This is a genomic window from Acidimicrobiales bacterium (genome assembly GCA_040219515.1).
Taxonomy (GTDB): domain Bacteria; phylum Actinomycetota; class Acidimicrobiia; order Acidimicrobiales; family Aldehydirespiratoraceae; genus JAJRXC01.
This window is the reverse complement of record JAVJSI010000013.1, coordinates 39,030-56,922: the sequence shown is the minus strand read 5'-3', so window position 1 is coordinate 56,922 and position 17,893 is coordinate 39,030. Positions and strand designations below refer to the sequence as shown.

Below are 17,893 nucleotides of genomic sequence, written 5' to 3'. Positions count from 1 at the left end.
AACGGGCGGCGGACGAGCCGTCGACCTAGGGTTTCCCATGGCCATCGACGGACTCGACCTCATCTCGTCGGCGCACTACGGAAACGCCGGTCCGCCGCACGCCCAATGGCGCGAGCTGCGCAGCCAACCGCTCACCCACTTCGACCCGCCGGGCTACGAACCGTTCTGGGCCGTCACCCGCCATGCGGACATCACCGAGATCTCGAGCCGCCCCGAGGACTTCTGCAACGGCGGCGGCATCGTCCTGCTCACCGAGGAGCAGGCCTACCGCCGGGACAATCCCGAGATCCCGATGCTGATGAAGACCATCATCGAGATGGACCCGCCCGACCATCGGATTTTCCGCAAAGTGGCCAGCGGCTACTTCACGCCTCGCGGCATCGAACGGCTCGACGAGATCGTGACCGAGTCGGCCAGGACGGTGATCGACTCGCTCGGTGCCGAGGGCGAGGCCGACTTCGTCGAGAAGATCACCCAGCAACATCCGCTCCGGGTGCTGTCGACGATCCTGGGCATCGAACCGGATCAGGAGCAACAGCTGCTCGAGCTCACGACTCAGCTCTTCGGCGGCGACGATCCCGACCTCCAGCGCGAAGGCGAGAGCCGGGACAAGGCCAACCTGGCCTTGTTCATGGACTTCTTCACGATGTTCAACACGATCATCCAGGACCGGCGGGCCAACCCCCGCGACGACCTCGCCACCATGCTGGCCACCGCCACGCTGGAGAACGGCGAGCCGCTGGGCGACATCGAAACGCTCGGCTACTACCTGATCATCTTCAACGCCGGCCACGACACCACCCGCCATTCGCTCACCGGTGCGATCCAGGCGTTCCTCGAGAACCCGGGCGAACTCCAGCGGCTGAAGGACGACCCCAGCCTGATGAAGACGGCGGTCGAGGAGGTCGTGCGTTTCGCGGCACCGGTGAACTACATGAAACGCACCGCCACCCGCGACCTCGTCTACGAAGGTCACGAGATCACGAAGGGCGACATGTTCGCCCTCTTCTACGCCTCGGCCAATCGCGACGCCGCGGTGTTCGACGACCCCGACCGATTCGACGTCGGTCGCTCCCCCAATCGCCATCTCGGCTTCGGGTGGGCCGAGCACTACTGCCTCGGCGCCCACCTTGCCCGCGCCTCGATCAAGGCGCTGCTCGAGGAACTCGCGGCGAGAATGGAGTCGATGGAACCCGCCGGGTCGGCCGACTATGTCGCCTCGAGTTTCGTGGTCGGCCCGAAGCATCTCCCGGTGCGCTACCGGATCTCGAGTTCGTGAGGCGATGACCGACGGCCGCAGTTTCCGGGCCCTCGACTATCGGGCCACCGCCGGCGAGTTCATTCGCCACATCGCGACCGAGTGGGGTGACCGGGACCTGGCCGTGCTCGGCGACCACCGCCTCACCTTCGCCGAGGCCGAACGCCGATCGGCCACCATGGCCAGGGCGCTGCTGGCGACCGGCGTGAAGCCCGGCACCCACGTCGGGCTCCTCGCCCCCAACGGGCCGGACTGGATCGTCGGCTGGCTCGCCGCCACCCGCATCGGGGCGCTGGTCCCGCTGCTCAACACCTACTACAAACCCCGCGAACTCGGCTGGGTGCTCGCCCACAGCGAGGTGCAGGTGCTGCTGACCGTCAGCTCACACCTCGGCCACGACTACACCGAACGCCTGGAGGCCATCGCACCGCACCTGGGCCGCCAGACGCATCGAGACATCCGGATCGACAGCCACCCGTCGCTGCGCACCGTCTGGATGTGGGGCGACACCGTTCCGTCGTGGGCCGGCTCGGTCGACGACCTTCTCACCGATGCCGACCGCGTCACCGACGCGCGCCTGCTCGAAGCCGAGGCGAGTGTCAGCCCGACCGACGCGATGCTCGTGATCTACACCTCGGGCAGCACCGCGGAACCCAAGGGCGTCATCCACTCCCATGGCGGCGTGCTCCGTCACCCCTACAACCTGTTGCCGTTCCGCGATCTCGAACCCGGTGATGTCTGCTATACGCCGATGCCGCTCTTCTGGGTGGGCGGCCTCACCTACACCCTCATCAGCTGCATGCACGCAGGCGCCACCGTGGTCTTCGAGGAGCAGTTCGATCCCGGCGCCACCCTCGACCTCATCGAGCGTGAGCGGGTCACCCATGTGATCGGGTGGCCCCACATGGCCAAGGCGCTCACCGAGCACCCGTCGTTTCCCGACCGTGACCTCTCGGCGGTGCGAGGGGGTTCGCTGGATGCCCTGCTCCCTGAGCACCTCCGGGTCGGCGACCCCGAACTACGGGCGAACTCACTGGGCATGACCGAATCGCTCGGGCCTCATTCGATCGAGATGATCGGCAGCCGACTCCCGCCGGAGAAGCGCGGCTCCTTCGGGCGGGCGGTGCCGGGTGTCGAACACCGCATCGTCGACCCGGTCTCGGGCCGTGACCAACCGCCCGGAGAGATGGGCGAGATCTGGATCAAGGGCTACTCACTCCTGCTCGGTCATCTGAAGAAGGACCGGCGCGAGATCTTCACCAAGGACGGCTGGTTCCGCACCGGCGACGCCGGTTACCTCGACGCCGACGGTCACCTCTACTTCAAGGGCCGCATGGGCGATCAGATCAAGTCGTCGGGAATGAACATCACCCCGCGCGAGATCGAGCTCGTCATCGAGGAACAACCCGAGGTGATGCACGCGTTCGTCATGGGGGTACCCCATCCCGAGCGGGGCGAGGACGTCGCCGCGGCGGTCGTTCTCCGGCCCGGCCACACAACCGACGTCGAACAGCTGCGGGCCCGCGTGAAAGCCGAACTCTCCAGCTACAAGGTGCCCCGCCATGTCGCGACCTACGCCTCGCCCGACGAGTTGCCCTGGCTCGACAGCGGCAAGATCGACCGACGGGCCGTGCAGCAGTCGTTGATCGAGCGCTTCGGCAGCTAGCCGCGTGCCCCGACGCTACTGGTGCGGTCTGGCGGCAGTGGCGGCGATCGTGCTGCTGGTGCAGCTGCCGGGAACCCACGCGACCGCCTGGCACTTCTTCGAGCTCGCGGTCGACCTCCTGACCGGCAACGGACCGCCGGGCGATCGTGGCGGACTCGGTCTCTACCGCGATCACCCCGAGCTCCAGTTCGGGCCGGTGAGCATCCTCGTCGCGTTGCCGTTCACCCTGCTCGGTTCCGGTGCCGGCGAGACCGCGGTGATGGTCGCCGGGTCCGTGCTCGGTCTCGCTGTGGTCGGGGTCGTGCTGACGCTGCTTTCCGAAATGACACTGCTCTCGCAGGAGAACCCGGCCGGCCGCTCCGGTGCGACCGTGCGGGAGTGGGTGATCGGCGTCACGCTCGTGGTCGTCTGGGGCGACATCGCGGTGCGGACGGCGCACCTCGACGATGCCATCGCGCTGGCCGCAATCGCCGCCGGACTCGTCGCCGTGCGCCGAGGACACACGGTCCCGGCAACTGCGTTCCTGGCGCTCGCCACCGCGGCCAAACCGTGGGCCGTCGTCTTCGTACCGCTGTGCGCGCTCCCGATCCGCCCGGGCAGCTGGCGACGACCCATCCTCGCTGCGGGCGCCGGCGTGGCGACCTGGTTGCCGTTCATCCTCGCCGAACCCGACACCCTCGACACCTCCGACTTCGGCATCGCCAACGACCCGACCTCGTCGCTCCGCTTCTTCGGAATCGACGCGGCGACGACACCGGCATGGATCCGTCCGGCCCAGCTCATCGGCGGACTGGCGATCGTGGCCCTGCTCGTCCTCTTCCACCGGTGGCCGGGAGCGATCCTCGCCGGCATCTCCTGGCGACTGCTACTCGATCCGGGTGTGCATCGGTACTACACGGCCGGCTTCGTCATCGGCGCACTCCTCGTGGAGCACCGACTTCGACCGGGCAGGCCGCCCTGGTACACCGTGGTCGCGGCCATCGTCCTCGAGCTCAGCGCGGTGCCCGATGTCGCCGTGGGGCCGGGCCGCGCCGCCCGCGTCGCCGTGCTCACGATCGCGCTCATCGCCGCGACGATCGCCCGGGATCCGGGGATGAGGTCGGCCGGACTCGGTCGCCGTCGGCACTGGTTGACCAACACTGGTTGAACAAACACTGGTTGAACGAGTACCGGCGGGCGCTCAGCCGCGCGGCATCCCCAGCATCCGTTCGGCGATGATCGTGCGCTGCACCTCGCTGGTGCCTCCCGCGATCGACGCGGACTTCGACCACAACCACTGGCGTTGCCACGAGCCCGCAGCGGATGCTCCCGTCGGCACGGGCCACAGCGGGGCCTCGTCACCGAGGATCGAGAGCGCCAGCGCCGACAGATGCTGTGTCATGTCCGACCACGTGAGCTTCACCACCGACGACTCGGGGCCGGGTTCCCGTCCCTGACCGAGGGCCGAGAGGGTACGCCAGTTCTGGAGCCGCAGCAGGCGCAGCTGCACGAACGCGTCGGCCAGGTCGTCGGCGATCAGCGGATCGTCGAGCACCCCGCGCGCCGTTGCGAGGCGGGCGAGTTCGTCGAGATAGACCTCGTGGACCACCTGCTCCTTGAACGGGAAGTTGGTGCCTCGCTCGTGAGCCAGGGTCGTGTTCGCCACCGTCCATCCCTGGTTGAGTCCGCCGATGATCTGGTCGTCCGGCACGTACACGTCGTCGAGGAAGACCTCGTTGAACTCGGCTTCGTCGGTGATCTGACGCAGCGGCCGAATCTCGATCCCGTCGGCCTCCATGTCGATCACCATGAAGGAGATCCCTGCGTGTTTCCTCGCCCCGGGGTCGGTGCGCACGAGGGCGATCCCCCACCGGGCGAACTGGGCGTAGGACGTCCACACCTTCTGGCCGGAGACCAACCAACCGCCATCGTCTCGCACCGCACTGGTTCGCAGCGAGGCGAGGTCGGATCCGGCGTCGGGCTCGGAGAACAGCTGGCACCAGATCTCGCTCGCATCGAGGATCGACGGCAGCCACCGTGCCTGTTGCTCGGCGGTGGCACAGGCCAGCAGGGTCGGGCCGGCCAGGTTGATGCCGACCCGATTGACCGGTTGAGGCGCTCCCGCCCGGGCGTACTCCATGTTGTAGAGCGCCACCTCGACCGACGACGCGCCGCGACCGCCCACCGTCTCGGGCCACGAGATCGCCACCATGCGATCAGCCGCCATCCGGGCCTGCCACCGGCGACCCCAGTCGAACTCCTGGTCGATCGACGAGAAGCGGTCGGGCCGGTCCAGGTTTGCCGCCAGCCACGACCGCACCTCGGCCGCGAACGCGGCATCGGACGGCGCCAGGGTCAGATCCATCAGCGGCCCGGTTCGGCGAGATATCCGCCGTGGGCGAGATTGCCGTAGTCGAGCGCGCAGAGGCGGCGCATCCGGGGCGAGAGTTGGTCCACGACGTCGTCGGCCAGCGAACGCCACCAGTTCGTCTGCGGCCGGAGGAATCCCGCCGTGTAGAACGCGAAGAGCAGGGCCCGGTCGCGATCGGTCGAGCGATTGGCGCCCGAGGTGTGCCAGAGGCGGCCGTGCATGAGGATCACCGACCCGGCGGTTGCCGTGAAGGGCGCCATGCCCTCCTTCGGGTCATCGGGCACCTGATCGAAGGCGGTGAACTCGTGGGAGCCCGGCAGGTAGCGGGTGGCACCGTTGTCCTCGTCGGTGTCGTGCAGACACCAGATCGCATTCATCGCCCAGGTCTCGAGCCACGGCTCGGGCATGACGGTCGACTGGTCACAATGGGCGTTCATCGACCCGCTGCCCGGCAGCGCCGTGTTGGCCGTGAAGTTCGACAGGACGATGTCGGGCCCGAGGATCGCCTCGACCGCCGGCAGCACCGACGGATGTTCGGCCAGGTCGGCGAACACCTTGGCGTGGGCGACGAGGTCGTAGACCCGGATGTTGCGCCCGCCCGGGTCGAGGGCATCGAGGCGCACCGGCATGCCTTGCGCCTCGGATGCGGCGGCGGCGTCGATCAACGCGGCGCGGGCTGCAGCGATCTCCGCCGTCGACAGCACGTCGGGAATCACGGCCCAACCGTCGGACCAGAACCGGTCGAGCGTGTCGGGGGCGACGTCGTTCATCTTGGGTGCCAGTATCGACTGTTCTAACGTCCGTGTCATGTCCGACCTCGTCATGTCCGATCTGGAGGCCGTCCGCTCGGTCCTGCGTCGTCAACGGGCCCACCGCTCGTTCACCGACGAACCGGTGCCCGACGACGTCATCACCGACATCCTGGAGCTGGCCACCCGCGCCCCGAGCGCGCAGAACACCCAACCGTGGGAGTTCGTGGTCGTGCAGGATCCGGATCGCCGGGCCGCCTTGTGGGAACTGGCATCACGCCTCTGGGACATGGGCGCCAAGGACGCGACCGACGGCAAGGTGAGCACCACCATGCGCGACGACGTGGAACAGGGCGTGCGCGGTGGCTTCGCCGGCGCCCCGGTCTCGATCGTCGTCTGCGCGAACGCCGAAAGGTGGAACGCCGAACTCATGGACAGTTCGATCTGGCCGGCCACCCAGAACCTGATGACCGCAGCCACCGCTCACGGTCTCGGGAGTGCGCTGACGACGATCGGCACGATCCTGGTCGACGACCTGCGGGCGATCCTGAAACTGCCCGAGCACGTCATCCCGCAGGCGGTGATCCCCGTCGGCCATCCGGCCCGGAACCTGGGGCCGTCGCGTCGCGAACCGGTCCACGCCCATGCCCATCGAGAGGAGTACGGCCATGCCTGGGGCTGAGGAGCAGATTCGCGCCCTGCTGGCGAGCTACTGCCAGCTGATCGACGACGGACACTTCGACGAGTGGATCACCCTCTTCACCGACGACATCGAATTCGTGGTCATGGGCATGCACCAGCACGGCCACGACGAGCTCCGCGGGTTCATCGAACCGAGCCAGCAAGCCGATGCCCGGGGCAAGCACATGCTCAGCGAGCCGTGGATCGAGCTCGAATCCACCACCGCCGCGACAGTGCGCACCGACTTCGTCTGGGTTTCAATGAAGGGAGCAGTCGGTCAGAGTGGCCGCTACGTCGATCAGCTCGTCCACCACGGCGGTCGCTGGAAGTTTCGACGACGAGAGATCGTCTTCACAGGAGACCAACCGGAATGACCAGCCAGGATGTGGCCGACCAGATCATCGAGACCATCGCCAAGTGGGTCGACAAGGACGTCGTCCCCCACGCCGCCGAGCTCGAGCACGCCGACGAGTTCCCCCAGGCGATGTTCGACCAGATGTGCGAGTTCGGACTCTTCGGCGCCACCATCCCCGAGGAGTTCGGCGGGCTCGGCCTCGACATCACGACCTATGCCCGTATCGTCGAGGAGCTGAGCCGGGGCTGGATGACGCTGTCGGGCATCCTCAACACCCACAAGATCGCGGCGACCATGATCGGCCGCTACGGCACCGACGAGCAGCGGCAGGACTATCTGCCCCGCATGGTCGACGGCAGCTTTCGTGCCGCGTTCTCGCTGAGCGAGCCCGACTCCGGCTCCGACGCCGGCGCCCTGCGCTGCAAGGCCACGCAGGACGGCGACGAGTGGGTCATCAACGGCACCAAGATGTGGGTGACCAACGGCGTGCGGGCCAACCTCGTGATGCTCCTCGCACGAACGCCCGACGATCGGGTCACCTGCTTCCTCGTCGAGAAAGAGCCAGGCGACGAATTCGAGGGCATTCGGACGTCGAAGAAGATCCACAAGCTCGGCTACAAGGGCCTCGAGACCGTCGAGATGTCCTACGTCGACCATCGGGTGCCGGCCGCCAACATGCTCGGGGGACCCGAGGGGATGGGCAACGGCTTGCGCTACGCCCTCTCCGCCCTCGAACTCGGTCGCATCAACATCGCGTCGCGCGCCGTCGGAGTGGGCCAGGCCGCGTTCGACGCGGCGATGAAGTACGCCCAGGAACGCGAGACCTTCGGCAAGCCGATCTTCGAACACCAGGCGATCCAGTTCAAGCTCGCCGAGATGGCCACCAAGCTCCAGGCGGCGCGATTGATGACCTACGACGCGGCGGCTCGCTACGACCGCGGCGAACGCATCGACCTCGAAGCGGGCATGGCGAAACTCTTCGCCTCCGAAGCGTGCTTCGAGATCTGCACCGATGCGCTGCGTATCCATGGCGGCAACGGCTACACGCAGGAGTACGACGTCGAGCGTTATTTCCGCGACTCGCCGCTGATGATCATCGGCGAGGGCACCAGCGAGGTGCAGAAGATGGTCATCGCCCGCAAGCTCCGCGAACGCCACGCGATCGACTGACCGTCCCAAAGGTGTCAGACACCCGTCCCCATCGGTGTCAGACCCCTTCGGGACGGGTGTCTGACACCTTTGGGACGGGGAGAGGAAACGACGATGACGATCCGTCAACCGGCCGAGCGGTTCCGGGCGCTGTTCGAACCGCGCGGCATCGTGGTGGCCGGAGCGGCCACCCACCCCGGGAAGTTCGGCTTCGTGGCGTTTCACAACCTGCGCGCCGTCGGCTACGAGGGCGCGCTGTTCGGCACCAACCTGACCGGTGAGGACGTGCTGGGTGAGACGACCTACGCCTCGCTGGACGACATCCCGGAGGCCGACCTCGACCTGGTGTTCCTCGGCGTGCCCGCGTCAGCCACCGCCGACGTGCTGCGTCAGGCAGCCGACCGGGGCATCACGGCCGCGTTCTGCGCGTCGGCCGGCTTCGGCGAGATCGACGACCGAGGCCGCGCCCACCAGGACGAGTTGGCCGAACTGGCCGACAGTCTCGGCATCCTGCTGGCCGGTCCCAACGGGCAGGGGGTGATCTCCACGCCGGTCGCCATGTGCGCCCAGATCGTGGCGCCGATGCCACCGCGAGGCCCGATCGCCATCGCGAGCCAGTCGGGCGGCATGGTGTCGACCTTCGGCAACCTCGCCCGCCAGGCCGGGGTCGGGATCAGCCGCGCCGTCTCGGTCGGCAACGGCGCCCAGGTCGGCGTGGCCGACTTCATGGAGTGGTACGCCACCGACCCCGAGACCACCGTCGGTCTCGCCTATCTCGAGGACATCGCCGACGACACCGTCGAACGACTCGGCGCCGTGGCCGACGAGATGCCCGTGGTCGTCATGCGGGGCGGACGATCACGTTCGGGCGTCGACGCCGTCGCCGCCCACACCGGTTCACGGGCCGGACGCGACGGCACCGACGAATCCCTCGCCGCCGCCGGCGTCACCGTCGTCGACACCATCGGCGAGGCCTACCGCACCGCAGCCACCTTCGCGACCCAGCCCCTCCCCCGCGGGCCCCGCACGCTGGTCTTCGGGACGGCCGGCGGCTGGTGCGTGATCACCGGCGACGCGGTCGAGGCGAGCGAGCTCGACCTCGTCGAACTGCCCGACGATCTCCGCGCCGAGATCGACGCCCGGGTGCCGCCGCGCTGGAGCCGCCGCAATCCGGTCGACCTGGCCGGCGGCGAGACCCGCGACACGATCCCCGAGCTCCTCCCGATCATCGCGTCGCATCCCGACGTCGACGCGGTCATCTACCTCGGCCTCGGCATCCAGTCGAACACGGCGGCCATGGAGCGCGGTGGGCGCTACTACCCCGACCACGGCCTCGAGCGCATCGTCGAGTACCACGAGCGGCAGGACACCCGGTTCGCCGAGGCCGCCGCGGCGGCGAGCGACCGGAGCGGCAAGCCGGTCATCGCCTTCACCGAGCTCGCGCTGACCGATCCCGACAACCCCGGACCCGCCACCGTGCGGGCCACGGGCCGGTTCTGTCACAGCGCCGGCGAGGAAGCCGTCGCCGCGCTCGAGCACCTCTGGCACCACGCCCGACGCCGCCCGTGACGCTCACCGCGCTGCTCGACGCGGCCCCGCCTCGGCCCGACGCGATCGTCCATGGCGACGAACGATGGTCGAGCGCGGCCCTGCACACACGGGCGGCCGCACAGGCCGGTGCGTTCAACGCCCGGGGTATCGGCCACGGTGACCACGTCGCCTTCCAGCTGCCCGTCGGCATCGAAGCCGTGGTCGTCTATCGCGCCTGCTGGTCGATCGGCGTCGTACCGGTGGCGCTGCACCCGTTGGCCGGCCCCGACCAGCTGCGTCACGCGCTCGACCAGTGCGAACCGGCCCTGCTGATCGCCCACCCCGACAGCGCGCTCGCCGATGTCCCCGGTGCCGTGCGGATGAGTGAACTCTCCGGGGGTGTCGCTCCCCCGGTGACCGTCGAGCCGACGGACGACGCACTCGTGATGTTCACCTCCGGCAGTACCGGTGTGCCCAAGGGGGTGGTGCACACCCACGCGTCGCTCGCTTACAAGACGGCCGAGTCCGTCGAGGTCCACGGCTTCACCGCCGACGACGTCGTGCTCATGCCCGCGCCGCTCGCCCATGTCTCGGGACTGCTCCATGGCGTGCTCGTGCCCGGGGCGGCCGGCGCGAAGGCGGTGCTCATGTCGAAGTGGAACCCGGGAGCGGCCCTCGACCTGATCGAGGCCGAGGGAGTGACCTGGATGGTCGGACCTCCCACCTTCTTCCTCGGCCTCATGGACGACCCCGCATTCCGACCCGAACGGGTCGGCTCGCTGCGGCTCGTCTCGTGCGGCGGTGCCGGGGTCAGTCCCGAGTTCGCGGCGCGGGCTCGCGAGGAGCTCGGCGTGGTCGTGAAGCGGGCCTACGGTTCCACCGAGGCACCCACCATCACGACGAGTCGCTTCGACGACCCACCCGAGCGCATGGTGTCGACCGACGGTCGACCGTTCGGCGGCTCCGAGATCCGCATCGACGACGACGGCCAACTCTGGCTCCGTGGGCCGGAGCTCGCCCGGGGCTATCTCGACGACGCCCGCACCGCGGAGCACTTCGTCGATGGTTGGTTCCGCACCGGTGACCTCGCCTCGATCGACGACGGCTGGTTGACGATCACGGGCCGCCTCGGTGAACGCATCATCCGCGGCGGCGAGAACATCTCGGCCGGTGAGGTCGAACGTCATCTCGAGGCCCACCCCTCGGTGCGTCAGGCCGTCGCCGTGGCGGAGCCCCACGAGCGGCTGGGCGAGCGGGTGGCCGCGTTCGTGGTCGCCCCCGACGGGTTCGATCTCGACGAGTGCCGTCGCTGGTTCAGCGAGCGCGGCGCGGCGAAGTTCATCACCCCCGAACGGCTCGAGATCGTCGACGAGATGCCGCTCCTCACATCGGGCAAGGTCGATCGTGCGACGCTGGCGGCATCACTGGTGGCGCCCGACCGATTGCACGGCTGAGCGAACCCGACGAAGCTCTCGACCATGTCCACCCAGCCCACGATGAGAGCGGCGATCTATCGCCGGCGGGGTGAGGTCGACGTCGTCGATCTCCCGCGACCCGGAGGCGAAACCGACGCGTTGGTCGCGGTCGAGTACTGCGGCATCTGCGGCACCGATCTGCACATGATGCTCGACGGCTGGGGCCCGCCCGACTCGGTCTTCGGCCACGAGTGGTCGGGTCGGATACACGATCCCGGCACCACCGGCCTGGCAACGGGCACACTCGTCGTCGGCCTGCCCTCGCCCGCCTGCGGTTCGTGTGCGCTCTGTCGGGCCGGGCGGACCAGCCTCTGCCGCAACCGACCCGAGGCCGGAACCGGCCCGGAACGGGGCGCCTTCGCCGAGTTCGTCGCCGCCGGCGCCGACCGCCTGTTCCCCGTACCGTCGGGTGTCGATGCTCGCGCCGCGGCCTACACCGAGCCGCTCGCCGTCGCCCTCCACGCCATCACGCGCTCCGGTTTGTCCGTGCATCCACCCCGATCATCGTGGTCCGGTCCGCGGGTACACACCGAGGGTGGACACGACCAACGAGCGCTCGTCATGGGCGCGGGACCGATCGGTGCGGCGATCATCGCCGTGCTGGCCGGGGCCGGCATCGCCACGGCCGCAGTCGAGCCCGGCGAACACCGTGCCGCCCTCGCCCACCGACTGGGCGCCGAGGTCCGCGCCGTCGAGGATCTCGAGATCACCGCACACCCCGGCGCCGCGCCGGCCGACGCCGTCGACGTGGTCTTCGAAACCTCCGGCGCCCGGGCTGCCGTCGAGACTGCGCTCACCCAGCTGAAGCCCGGCGGCACCCTCGTCCTCGTGGGCACGGGGCTCGACCTTCCCCAGCTCGACACCAACCGGGTCATCCTCAACGAACTCGAGGTCACCGGCGCGTTCAACTACGACGCCGACGGCTTCGCCGACGCGCTCACCCTCATCGGATCGGGCAGTCTGCCCCTCGACGATCTCCTGGCGCCCGACGAGGTGCGACTCGACGATCTGCTCGCAACGATGCACCGTCTCCGGACGGGCTCGATCGCCGGCAAAGCGCTGGTGCGACCGATGGGAAGGACGACATGAGTGAGTTCCGCGGCCCCGCCCGCTTCAACCACGTGGCGATGAGCATGCCCGCCGACGCCCTCGACGAACGGTCCCGCACCGACATCGTCGACTTCTACTCCGACGTGTTCGGCTGGGTCGAACACCCGACCATGACCGAGGACCGCAAGCGCCTCGTCATGGGCGTGCACGCCTATGACCAATTCGTGTTCCTCATCGCCGACGACGAGCCGATGTCCGCGCCCCGGCTCGATCACTTCGGCCTCGCTGTCGACACCGTCGACCAACTCCACGAGGTGCTCGGTCGGGCCAAGGCCTACGCCGAACGGGACGACCGAGTCGATGTGATCGACTACGAGGTGGAGGACCACGGCGTGCTGAAGCTCCACAACTTCTACGTCGGGTACCTGCTCCCCATGATGGTCGAGGTGCAGTGCTTCGAGATGATCGACACCTGACCTTCCGCCGCCGTCACGGCATTCGTTAAAGGCACAGCCCTCGCGGCCGACAGGAGACTGTCTCGCGCCAGAAGGGCTGTGAAATGAACGCCGAATCCGAGGAGCGCACCGGAACCGCCCCGGCGGTCACCGACGCTCGATCCTTCGCGTTCGAACACCTGGCTGCCGTTGCGGCCGTCATCGACAACGAGGGCACCATCGTCGACACCAACGCAGCGTGGCGACTGTTCGCATCTCTGAACGGGGGAACGATCGCGACGACCGGACCGGGGACGAACTACGTCAAGCTCTGCGAGCGGGCAGGAGCCGACGGCGACGCGGTGGCCGGGTCGATCGCGCGTGGACTCCGGCGGGTACTGTCCGGTGAAACGACGCACTTCGAGTTCGAGTATCCCTGTCCCACGGCCACCGAGGATCGTTGGTTCCTCCTGCAGGCATCGTCCGCGCCGGTGACGACCGGCGGTGGCGCGATCGTGTTCCACGTCGACATCACCACTGAAAAGGCGCGTCGAGACCGACTGTCCTTCGAGGCGTACCACGACGAGCTGACCGGCCTCCCGAACCGCCGGGCGCTGACCCGCCGGCTGGAGAACCTGCGCAGGGAGCACGCGGTCGGACCGAACCCGAGCTGGCTCTTCTTGTTCGATCTCGACGGTTTCAAGAGGGTCAACGACGACCACGGCCACCAGATCGGTGACGACCTACTCGGACTCGTGGCCGCCCGCGCCCAACGCATCGTTCGAGACGGCGACATGGTGGCGCGTCTCGGTGGCGACGAGTTCGTTCTCCTCTGCGAGAACCTCCCGGAAGAGGGAGCCCTGGTGCTCGCTGAGCGACTCCGGGTCTCGCTCGCCCAACCGTTCCAGATCCGATCGCTCGAAGTAGCGCTCGGTGCATCGATCGGCCTGATCCAGGTCGACCGCTCCCTGACCCCGGCCGAACTCCTCGACGTCGTCGACCGCAGAATGTACGACGACAAGCGTCGCAGGTACGAGAACGAAACGAGCCCGCCGACCACGGCCCCACCTCTCCCGATCGCCCCGAGTTCATCAGCTGATGCGGAACGGCATTTCGAACCCACCGCCGCGAACACCCGCGGGTCAGAGGCGAAGCGGGTGATCGCGTCGGCCATGACCGACGCCGTGGTGGCCAACTCCAACGACCTCGTGATGTTCTTCGCCCAGGACGGAACGATCGAGTGGGTCAGTCGGGCGAGCCAACGTGTCTTCGGTGTGGCGCCCGAGGCGCTGGTCGGCCTGAACGGCTTCGACATGATCCACCCATCGGACCGGGATCGGGTGATCGGCGACTTCATGTCGATCCCGAACCTCGAGGACCGCGTGCGCACCGAGTTCAGGATCGTCACGCCCGACGGCCGGGTGGGCTGGGTCGACGAGATCGCCACCAACCTTCTCGAGGACCCCAACGTCGGGATGATCGTCGGAAACCTCCGCGACATCACCGATCGAAAGCAGGCCGAGGACGCCGTGCGCTTCCAGGCTCGCCTCCTCGACGCGGTGCGACAGGCCGTCGTCGCCATCGACCAGCCGGGTGCGATCATCTACTGGAACGAGGCCGCCACGGCGCTCTACGGTTACCGACGCGACGAGGCTCTGGGCCGATCGCTGACCGAACTCCTTCCTGCGGCGGAGGGTTGGGAGTCGATCAGCGACCAGATCCAGGACCGACTCAGGCGGGGCCTCCCGTGGGATGGCGAGATCCGGATCGTGGGAAAGGACGGGCGCGAGATACCTCTGCTGGTATCCGACACGCCCGTCTTCGATGACGACGGGGGACACGTGGCCACCATCGGTGTCGGCACGGATATCACCGAGCGAATCCGATCGGAGGAGATCACGGCACGACTCTCGGCCATCGTCGAGTCCTCGGGCGATGCGGTCGTGTCCGCCGATCTGAACGGTGCCGTCGACACCTGGAACCATCGGGCTCGCGAGCTCTTCGACCCCTCGAGTCGCGACTTCAACGGCCGACAACTGGTGGACCTCTTCGACAGCGAGAACCGAGCAGTCGTCGAGGCCACGATCGGCCAAGTCGCCGACGGCGGACCCGTGACCGGTCTGGAGCTCCGCACTGACGGGCCGGACGGCGATTCGATCGAGCTCGGGGTGACCTTCTCACCGATCAGACGTTCAGTCGACCACACGACGATCGGAATCTCCGTCATCGCCCGCGACATCACCGAGCGACTCCGTCTCCACCGGGGCATCGACCAGGAGCGTCGGCGTTTGGCCGATGCCCAACGCTGTGCCCGGCTCGGAAGTTTCGAACTCGACCTGGACACCGGCAGGAGCACACGCTCAGAGGAGCTGTGTCGCATCCTCGGCCTTCCCGTCGAATCGTCGGGCAGCATCGACCTCGAGTGGGTGCACCCGGACGATCGAGAGGAGTGCGCCACCGCCATGCGCCGCATCGTCGACGGAGAGGTCGACGTCGAAATGACACATCGCATCGTCCGGCCCGACGGCGAGGTGCGATGGGTCGTTTCCCGCACCAGCGATCTCTCCCGCGGCCGGATCATCTGCGGCACCGTGCTCGACATCACCGAACAACGGGTCGCCCAGCTCACTCTCGAACATCAGGCGTCCCACGACCCGCTGACCGGCCTCGAAAACCGAGTCGGTTTGGCGCGATCCGTCGGCCAACTCCTCGCTCGAACGAGGCCCCAGGGTCAGTCGGTGGCGGTCGCAATGCTCGACCTCGATCAGTTCAACCAGATCAACGACACGCTCGGTCACACCGTCGGCGACGAGGTACTCAAGGCCGTCAGTAGCCGCTTCGAACAGGGGCTACCAAGCACTGACATCGTCGCCCGCTTCGGGGGGGACGAGTTCGTCGTGATCCGCACCGACGTCGCCACGTCCGAGGAGGCGGAGGCGCTCGGCGCCGACATCCAGCGGACCCTCGACGACGAGATCCTGCTGGGCCACCGTCGCTTCCACGTGTCCTGCTGTGTGGGTGTCGCGATCTCCACGGCCGATACCGACGTCGACTCGCTGTTGAGCCACGCCGATGCCGCGGTCCACCTCGCGAAGCAGTGCGGTCGCTCGGAGATCGCGGTGTTCGACCCCGCCTCCCGGGCGGCCGCCAATCGTCTCCACAACCTCGAGTCGGCGCTGGCCCGGGCCATCGACAACGACGAGTTGCGGGTCGAGTACCAGCCGGTGATCGATCTCGGCGACGGCACCGCTGCGGGCTTCGAAGCGCTCCTTCGTTGGACCAGCGACGCGTTCGGCGATGTGTCCCCGGCCGAATTCATCCCGATCGCGGAAGCGAGCGGCCTGATCGTCCGTATCGGCCGCTGGGTGCTCGATCGGGCGCTCGCCCAGCTCGCGAGCTGGCGCGCGGTCGACACTGCGTGCGATGTATGGCTCTCGGTGAACGTCTCCGCCCGCCAACTCGACCGACCCGAGTTCGTCGACACGGTCCTGGATCTCATGCGATCTCACGGGGTCCCGTTCCGCAACCTGCACCTCGAGGTCACGGAGAGCGCCGCGCTCCACGAAACCGAGACATCCTCCGACACCCTCGTGCGACTGCGGAACCACGGCATCAAGGTCAGCATCGACGATTTCGGGACCGGCTACTCGTCGCTCAGCTACCTCGACCGGCTCCCGATCGACGTGATCAAGATCGATCGCGCCTTCGTGCGCGAGCTCCACGTGTCGGCCGAGCGAACCGCGATCGTCCGCACGATCGTCGCTCTTGCTTCCACGCTCGATCTCGACATCGTGGCTGAAGGTGTCGAGAACGACTACCAGGCCCGCTTCCTGCGGAAGCTCGGCTGCCGCCACGGCCAGGGATTCCTCTGGAGCCCCTCGCTTCCGGGGGACGAGGCGGCGGCATGGATCGGGACGCGGGCCGCGCTGCCGCCGACGCAGTGAACGGTCAGCGACCTCGGCCCGGGGTGTAGCGGTTGGCGGCCTCGGGGTTGTCGGCGGCTGATATCCGGTCCTGGACGTTGGTGAGTTCGGCTCGCGCTTCTCGGCTGTAGCGGGGATCGGCCTTGACCTCGTCACCCGGCATCGGCGCCAAGCCGAACCCCGAATAGACGACCTTGCGAGGACGTTCGACGGGCGGGTGGGCGCGATGCAGCGTGTCGCTGCAATGCACGGTGACATCGCCGGTGCGGGTCTCGAGCATGCGCGGCGCAAGGTCGAGCAACGGGTCTCGGCCAGTGGCCATGGTGTTGGCCCGATGCGAACCGGGGATCACCCCGAGGGCACCGCTGACCCGATCGGCACCGGTGACGGAGATGCCGCACGTCATCGAGTTGCACATGTACGAATGGCGGCCCTGGCCACAGTCCTTGTGCCAGGGCAGGTCCGACAGGCCCTTCACGATCCCCAGCGGCTTCACCAGACCTTCGGCCCCACCCTTGTGGACGTGGCCATCGCCCGTGAGCCCGGCGAGCCATTGGTACCGCTCGTCGTTCACCAGCTCGCGAAGGGCGTCGGACTTCTCGTAGAAGAAGAGCACCCGCACGGCCTGGTCCAGCCCGTCCTCGTCGGTGGCCCACCACGACTCGCCGTCGTCCGGGGTGGCCTGCGCGATCCAGTGGTCGATGTCGTCGGCCACTACGGCCATCTCGCCCTCGTCGAACACCTGCTCGATGTGGAGGAATCCGGCCTCGCTCAGAAAGTGGGCGATCTCCTCGTGGTCGTCGTCGATCGTGAAGGTGCGCGAAAGATCCAGCGGATTGCCGTCGAGATCGCTGAACGTGACATCGCCGGTCTCGTGCACCCGACGGCCGTCGAACAGCGCCCGCAGGATGGGTTCCCATCCGATCCATTCGTTGATGTTGCCGGCCCGCAGCTGCACCCGCGAGGTCATGGCCAAGCCCATGGTGGACTGAACATCCTGGACGAGATCGGACAGGGCGTCGGCCGCCATCTCGGCCACCACCGCGGCGCCATCCGTGCCCTCCGAGGCGATGAGCACGCCGTCACGCACCGACAACGTGATGCCCCTGCCATCGACATGGAAGCCGAGCGAGGGTGCCTGCTTGTAGGTCGCGCCGCGTCCGGCGAGGTCGCCGTGCGTGTGCAGCGCGGTGACGATGATCTCGTCGAACACCTCGTCGCGCGCCAAGGGTCGTTCGTCCTTGTACAGCCGGGTCCGATGATCGATCGACAT

Annotated in this window: 14 protein-coding genes; 11 read left to right on the top strand and 3 right to left on the bottom strand. The window is 68.0% G+C overall.

The window, feature by feature from the left end; all coding sequences use genetic code 11:
* Positions 1–37 precede the first annotated feature (37 nt).
* From RIB98_12655 to RIB98_12645, 3 genes are read left to right on the top strand one after another with little or no spacing between them, the layout of a single operon-like run.
* On the top strand, positions 38–1,279 hold the full coding sequence (locus tag RIB98_12655; protein ID MEQ8841822.1) for a cytochrome P450: 1,242 nt from the start codon (positions 38–40) through the stop codon (positions 1,277–1,279).
* Between the two features lie 4 nt (positions 1,280–1,283).
* Positions 1,284–2,924, top strand: a complete 1,641-nt coding sequence (locus RIB98_12650; protein MEQ8841821.1) for a class I adenylate-forming enzyme family protein — start codon at positions 1,284–1,286, stop codon at positions 2,922–2,924.
* A 4-nt stretch (positions 2,925–2,928) separates the two neighbouring features.
* The gene (locus RIB98_12645) at positions 2,929–4,071 is read left to right on the top strand and encodes a hypothetical protein (protein ID MEQ8841820.1); all 1,143 of its coding nucleotides are present in this window, start codon (positions 2,929–2,931) and stop codon (positions 4,069–4,071) included.
* Between the two features lie 33 nt (positions 4,072–4,104).
* Here RIB98_12645 and RIB98_12640 read toward each other — a convergent pair whose 3' ends face one another.
* The gene (locus tag RIB98_12640) at positions 4,105–5,268 is read right to left on the bottom strand and encodes an acyl-CoA dehydrogenase family protein (GenBank protein MEQ8841819.1); all 1,164 of its coding nucleotides are present in this window, start codon (positions 5,266–5,268) and stop codon (positions 4,105–4,107) included.
* A complete protein-coding gene (locus tag RIB98_12635) occupies positions 5,268–6,083 on the bottom strand; it encodes a phytanoyl-CoA dioxygenase family protein (GenBank protein ID MEQ8841818.1) in 816 nt (271 codons plus the stop codon). Before RIB98_12635 ends, RIB98_12640 begins: the two co-directional genes overlap by 1 nt.
* Here RIB98_12635 and RIB98_12630 point away from each other — a divergent pair.
* The 8 genes from RIB98_12630 (at position 6,082) to RIB98_12595 (ending at position 16,641) form a co-directional block, all read left to right on the top strand.
* Complete coding sequence (locus RIB98_12630; GenBank protein ID MEQ8841817.1) at positions 6,082–6,705, top strand: nitroreductase family protein; 624 nt, start codon at positions 6,082–6,084, stop codon at positions 6,703–6,705. The two genes, RIB98_12635 and RIB98_12630, sit on opposite strands and share 2 nt — an antisense overlap.
* A complete protein-coding gene (locus tag RIB98_12625) occupies positions 6,692–7,078 on the top strand; it encodes a nuclear transport factor 2 family protein (GenBank protein ID MEQ8841816.1) in 387 nt (128 codons plus the stop codon). The genes RIB98_12630 and RIB98_12625 overlap by 14 nt, the downstream gene beginning before the upstream one ends.
* Positions 7,075–8,229, top strand: a complete 1,155-nt coding sequence (locus RIB98_12620; GenBank protein ID MEQ8841815.1) for an acyl-CoA dehydrogenase family protein — start codon at positions 7,075–7,077, stop codon at positions 8,227–8,229. Before RIB98_12625 ends, RIB98_12620 begins: the two co-directional genes overlap by 4 nt.
* Before the next feature lie 93 nt (positions 8,230–8,322).
* Complete coding sequence (locus tag RIB98_12615; GenBank protein MEQ8841814.1) at positions 8,323–9,777, top strand: CoA-binding protein; 1,455 nt, start codon at positions 8,323–8,325, stop codon at positions 9,775–9,777.
* Entirely contained in the window at positions 9,774–11,192 is a 1,419-nt protein-coding gene (locus tag RIB98_12610; GenBank protein ID MEQ8841813.1) for an AMP-binding protein, read from the top strand. Before RIB98_12615 ends, RIB98_12610 begins: the two co-directional genes overlap by 4 nt.
* A gap of 24 nt (positions 11,193–11,216) precedes the next feature.
* Positions 11,217–12,302, top strand: a complete 1,086-nt coding sequence (locus RIB98_12605; protein ID MEQ8841812.1) for an alcohol dehydrogenase catalytic domain-containing protein — start codon at positions 11,217–11,219, stop codon at positions 12,300–12,302.
* On the top strand, positions 12,299–12,739 hold the full coding sequence (locus RIB98_12600) for a hypothetical protein (protein ID MEQ8841811.1): 441 nt from the start codon (positions 12,299–12,301) through the stop codon (positions 12,737–12,739). The genes RIB98_12605 and RIB98_12600 overlap by 4 nt, the downstream gene beginning before the upstream one ends.
* A gap of 83 nt (positions 12,740–12,822) precedes the next feature.
* Positions 12,823–16,641 carry an EAL domain-containing protein gene (locus RIB98_12595; protein ID MEQ8841810.1) on the top strand — a complete coding sequence of 1,273 codons (3,819 nt, stop codon included), beginning with the start codon at positions 12,823–12,825 and terminating at the stop codon, positions 16,639–16,641.
* A 4-nt stretch (positions 16,642–16,645) separates the two neighbouring features.
* Here RIB98_12595 and RIB98_12590 read toward each other — a convergent pair whose 3' ends face one another.
* On the bottom strand, positions 16,646–17,893 hold the full coding sequence (locus tag RIB98_12590) for a phytanoyl-CoA dioxygenase family protein (GenBank protein MEQ8841809.1): 1,248 nt from the start codon (positions 17,891–17,893) through the stop codon (positions 16,646–16,648).

What these genes read in the sequence shown, in the direction of transcription:
- RIB98_12655 (MEQ8841822.1), top strand. Translation starts at nt 38, where the DNA reads ATGGCCATCGACGGACTCGACCTCATCTCGTCGGCGCACTACGGAAAC.
- RIB98_12650 (MEQ8841821.1), top strand. Translation starts at nt 1,284, where the DNA reads ATGACCGACGGCCGCAGTTTCCGGGCCCTCGACTATCGGGCCACCGCC.
- RIB98_12640 (MEQ8841819.1), bottom strand. Translation starts at nt 5,268, where the DNA reads ATGGATCTGACCCTGGCGCCGTCCGATGCCGCGTTCGCGGCCGAGGTG.
- RIB98_12630 (MEQ8841817.1), top strand. Translation starts at nt 6,082, where the DNA reads ATGTCCGACCTCGTCATGTCCGATCTGGAGGCCGTCCGCTCGGTCCTG.
- RIB98_12635 (MEQ8841818.1), bottom strand. Translation starts at nt 6,083, where the DNA reads ATGACACGGACGTTAGAACAGTCGATACTGGCACCCAAGATGAACGAC.
- RIB98_12625 (MEQ8841816.1), top strand. Translation starts at nt 6,692, where the DNA reads ATGCCTGGGGCTGAGGAGCAGATTCGCGCCCTGCTGGCGAGCTACTGC.
- RIB98_12620 (MEQ8841815.1), top strand. Translation starts at nt 7,075, where the DNA reads ATGACCAGCCAGGATGTGGCCGACCAGATCATCGAGACCATCGCCAAG.
- RIB98_12615 (MEQ8841814.1), top strand. Translation starts at nt 8,323, where the DNA reads ATGACGATCCGTCAACCGGCCGAGCGGTTCCGGGCGCTGTTCGAACCG.
- RIB98_12605 (MEQ8841812.1), top strand. Translation starts at nt 11,217, where the DNA reads ATGTCCACCCAGCCCACGATGAGAGCGGCGATCTATCGCCGGCGGGGT.
- RIB98_12600 (MEQ8841811.1), top strand. Translation starts at nt 12,299, where the DNA reads ATGAGTGAGTTCCGCGGCCCCGCCCGCTTCAACCACGTGGCGATGAGC.
- RIB98_12595 (MEQ8841810.1), top strand. Translation starts at nt 12,823, where the DNA reads ATGAACGCCGAATCCGAGGAGCGCACCGGAACCGCCCCGGCGGTCACC.
- RIB98_12590 (MEQ8841809.1), bottom strand. Translation starts at nt 17,893, where the DNA reads ATGTCGATCGATCATCGGACCCGGCTGTACAAGGACGAACGACCCTTG.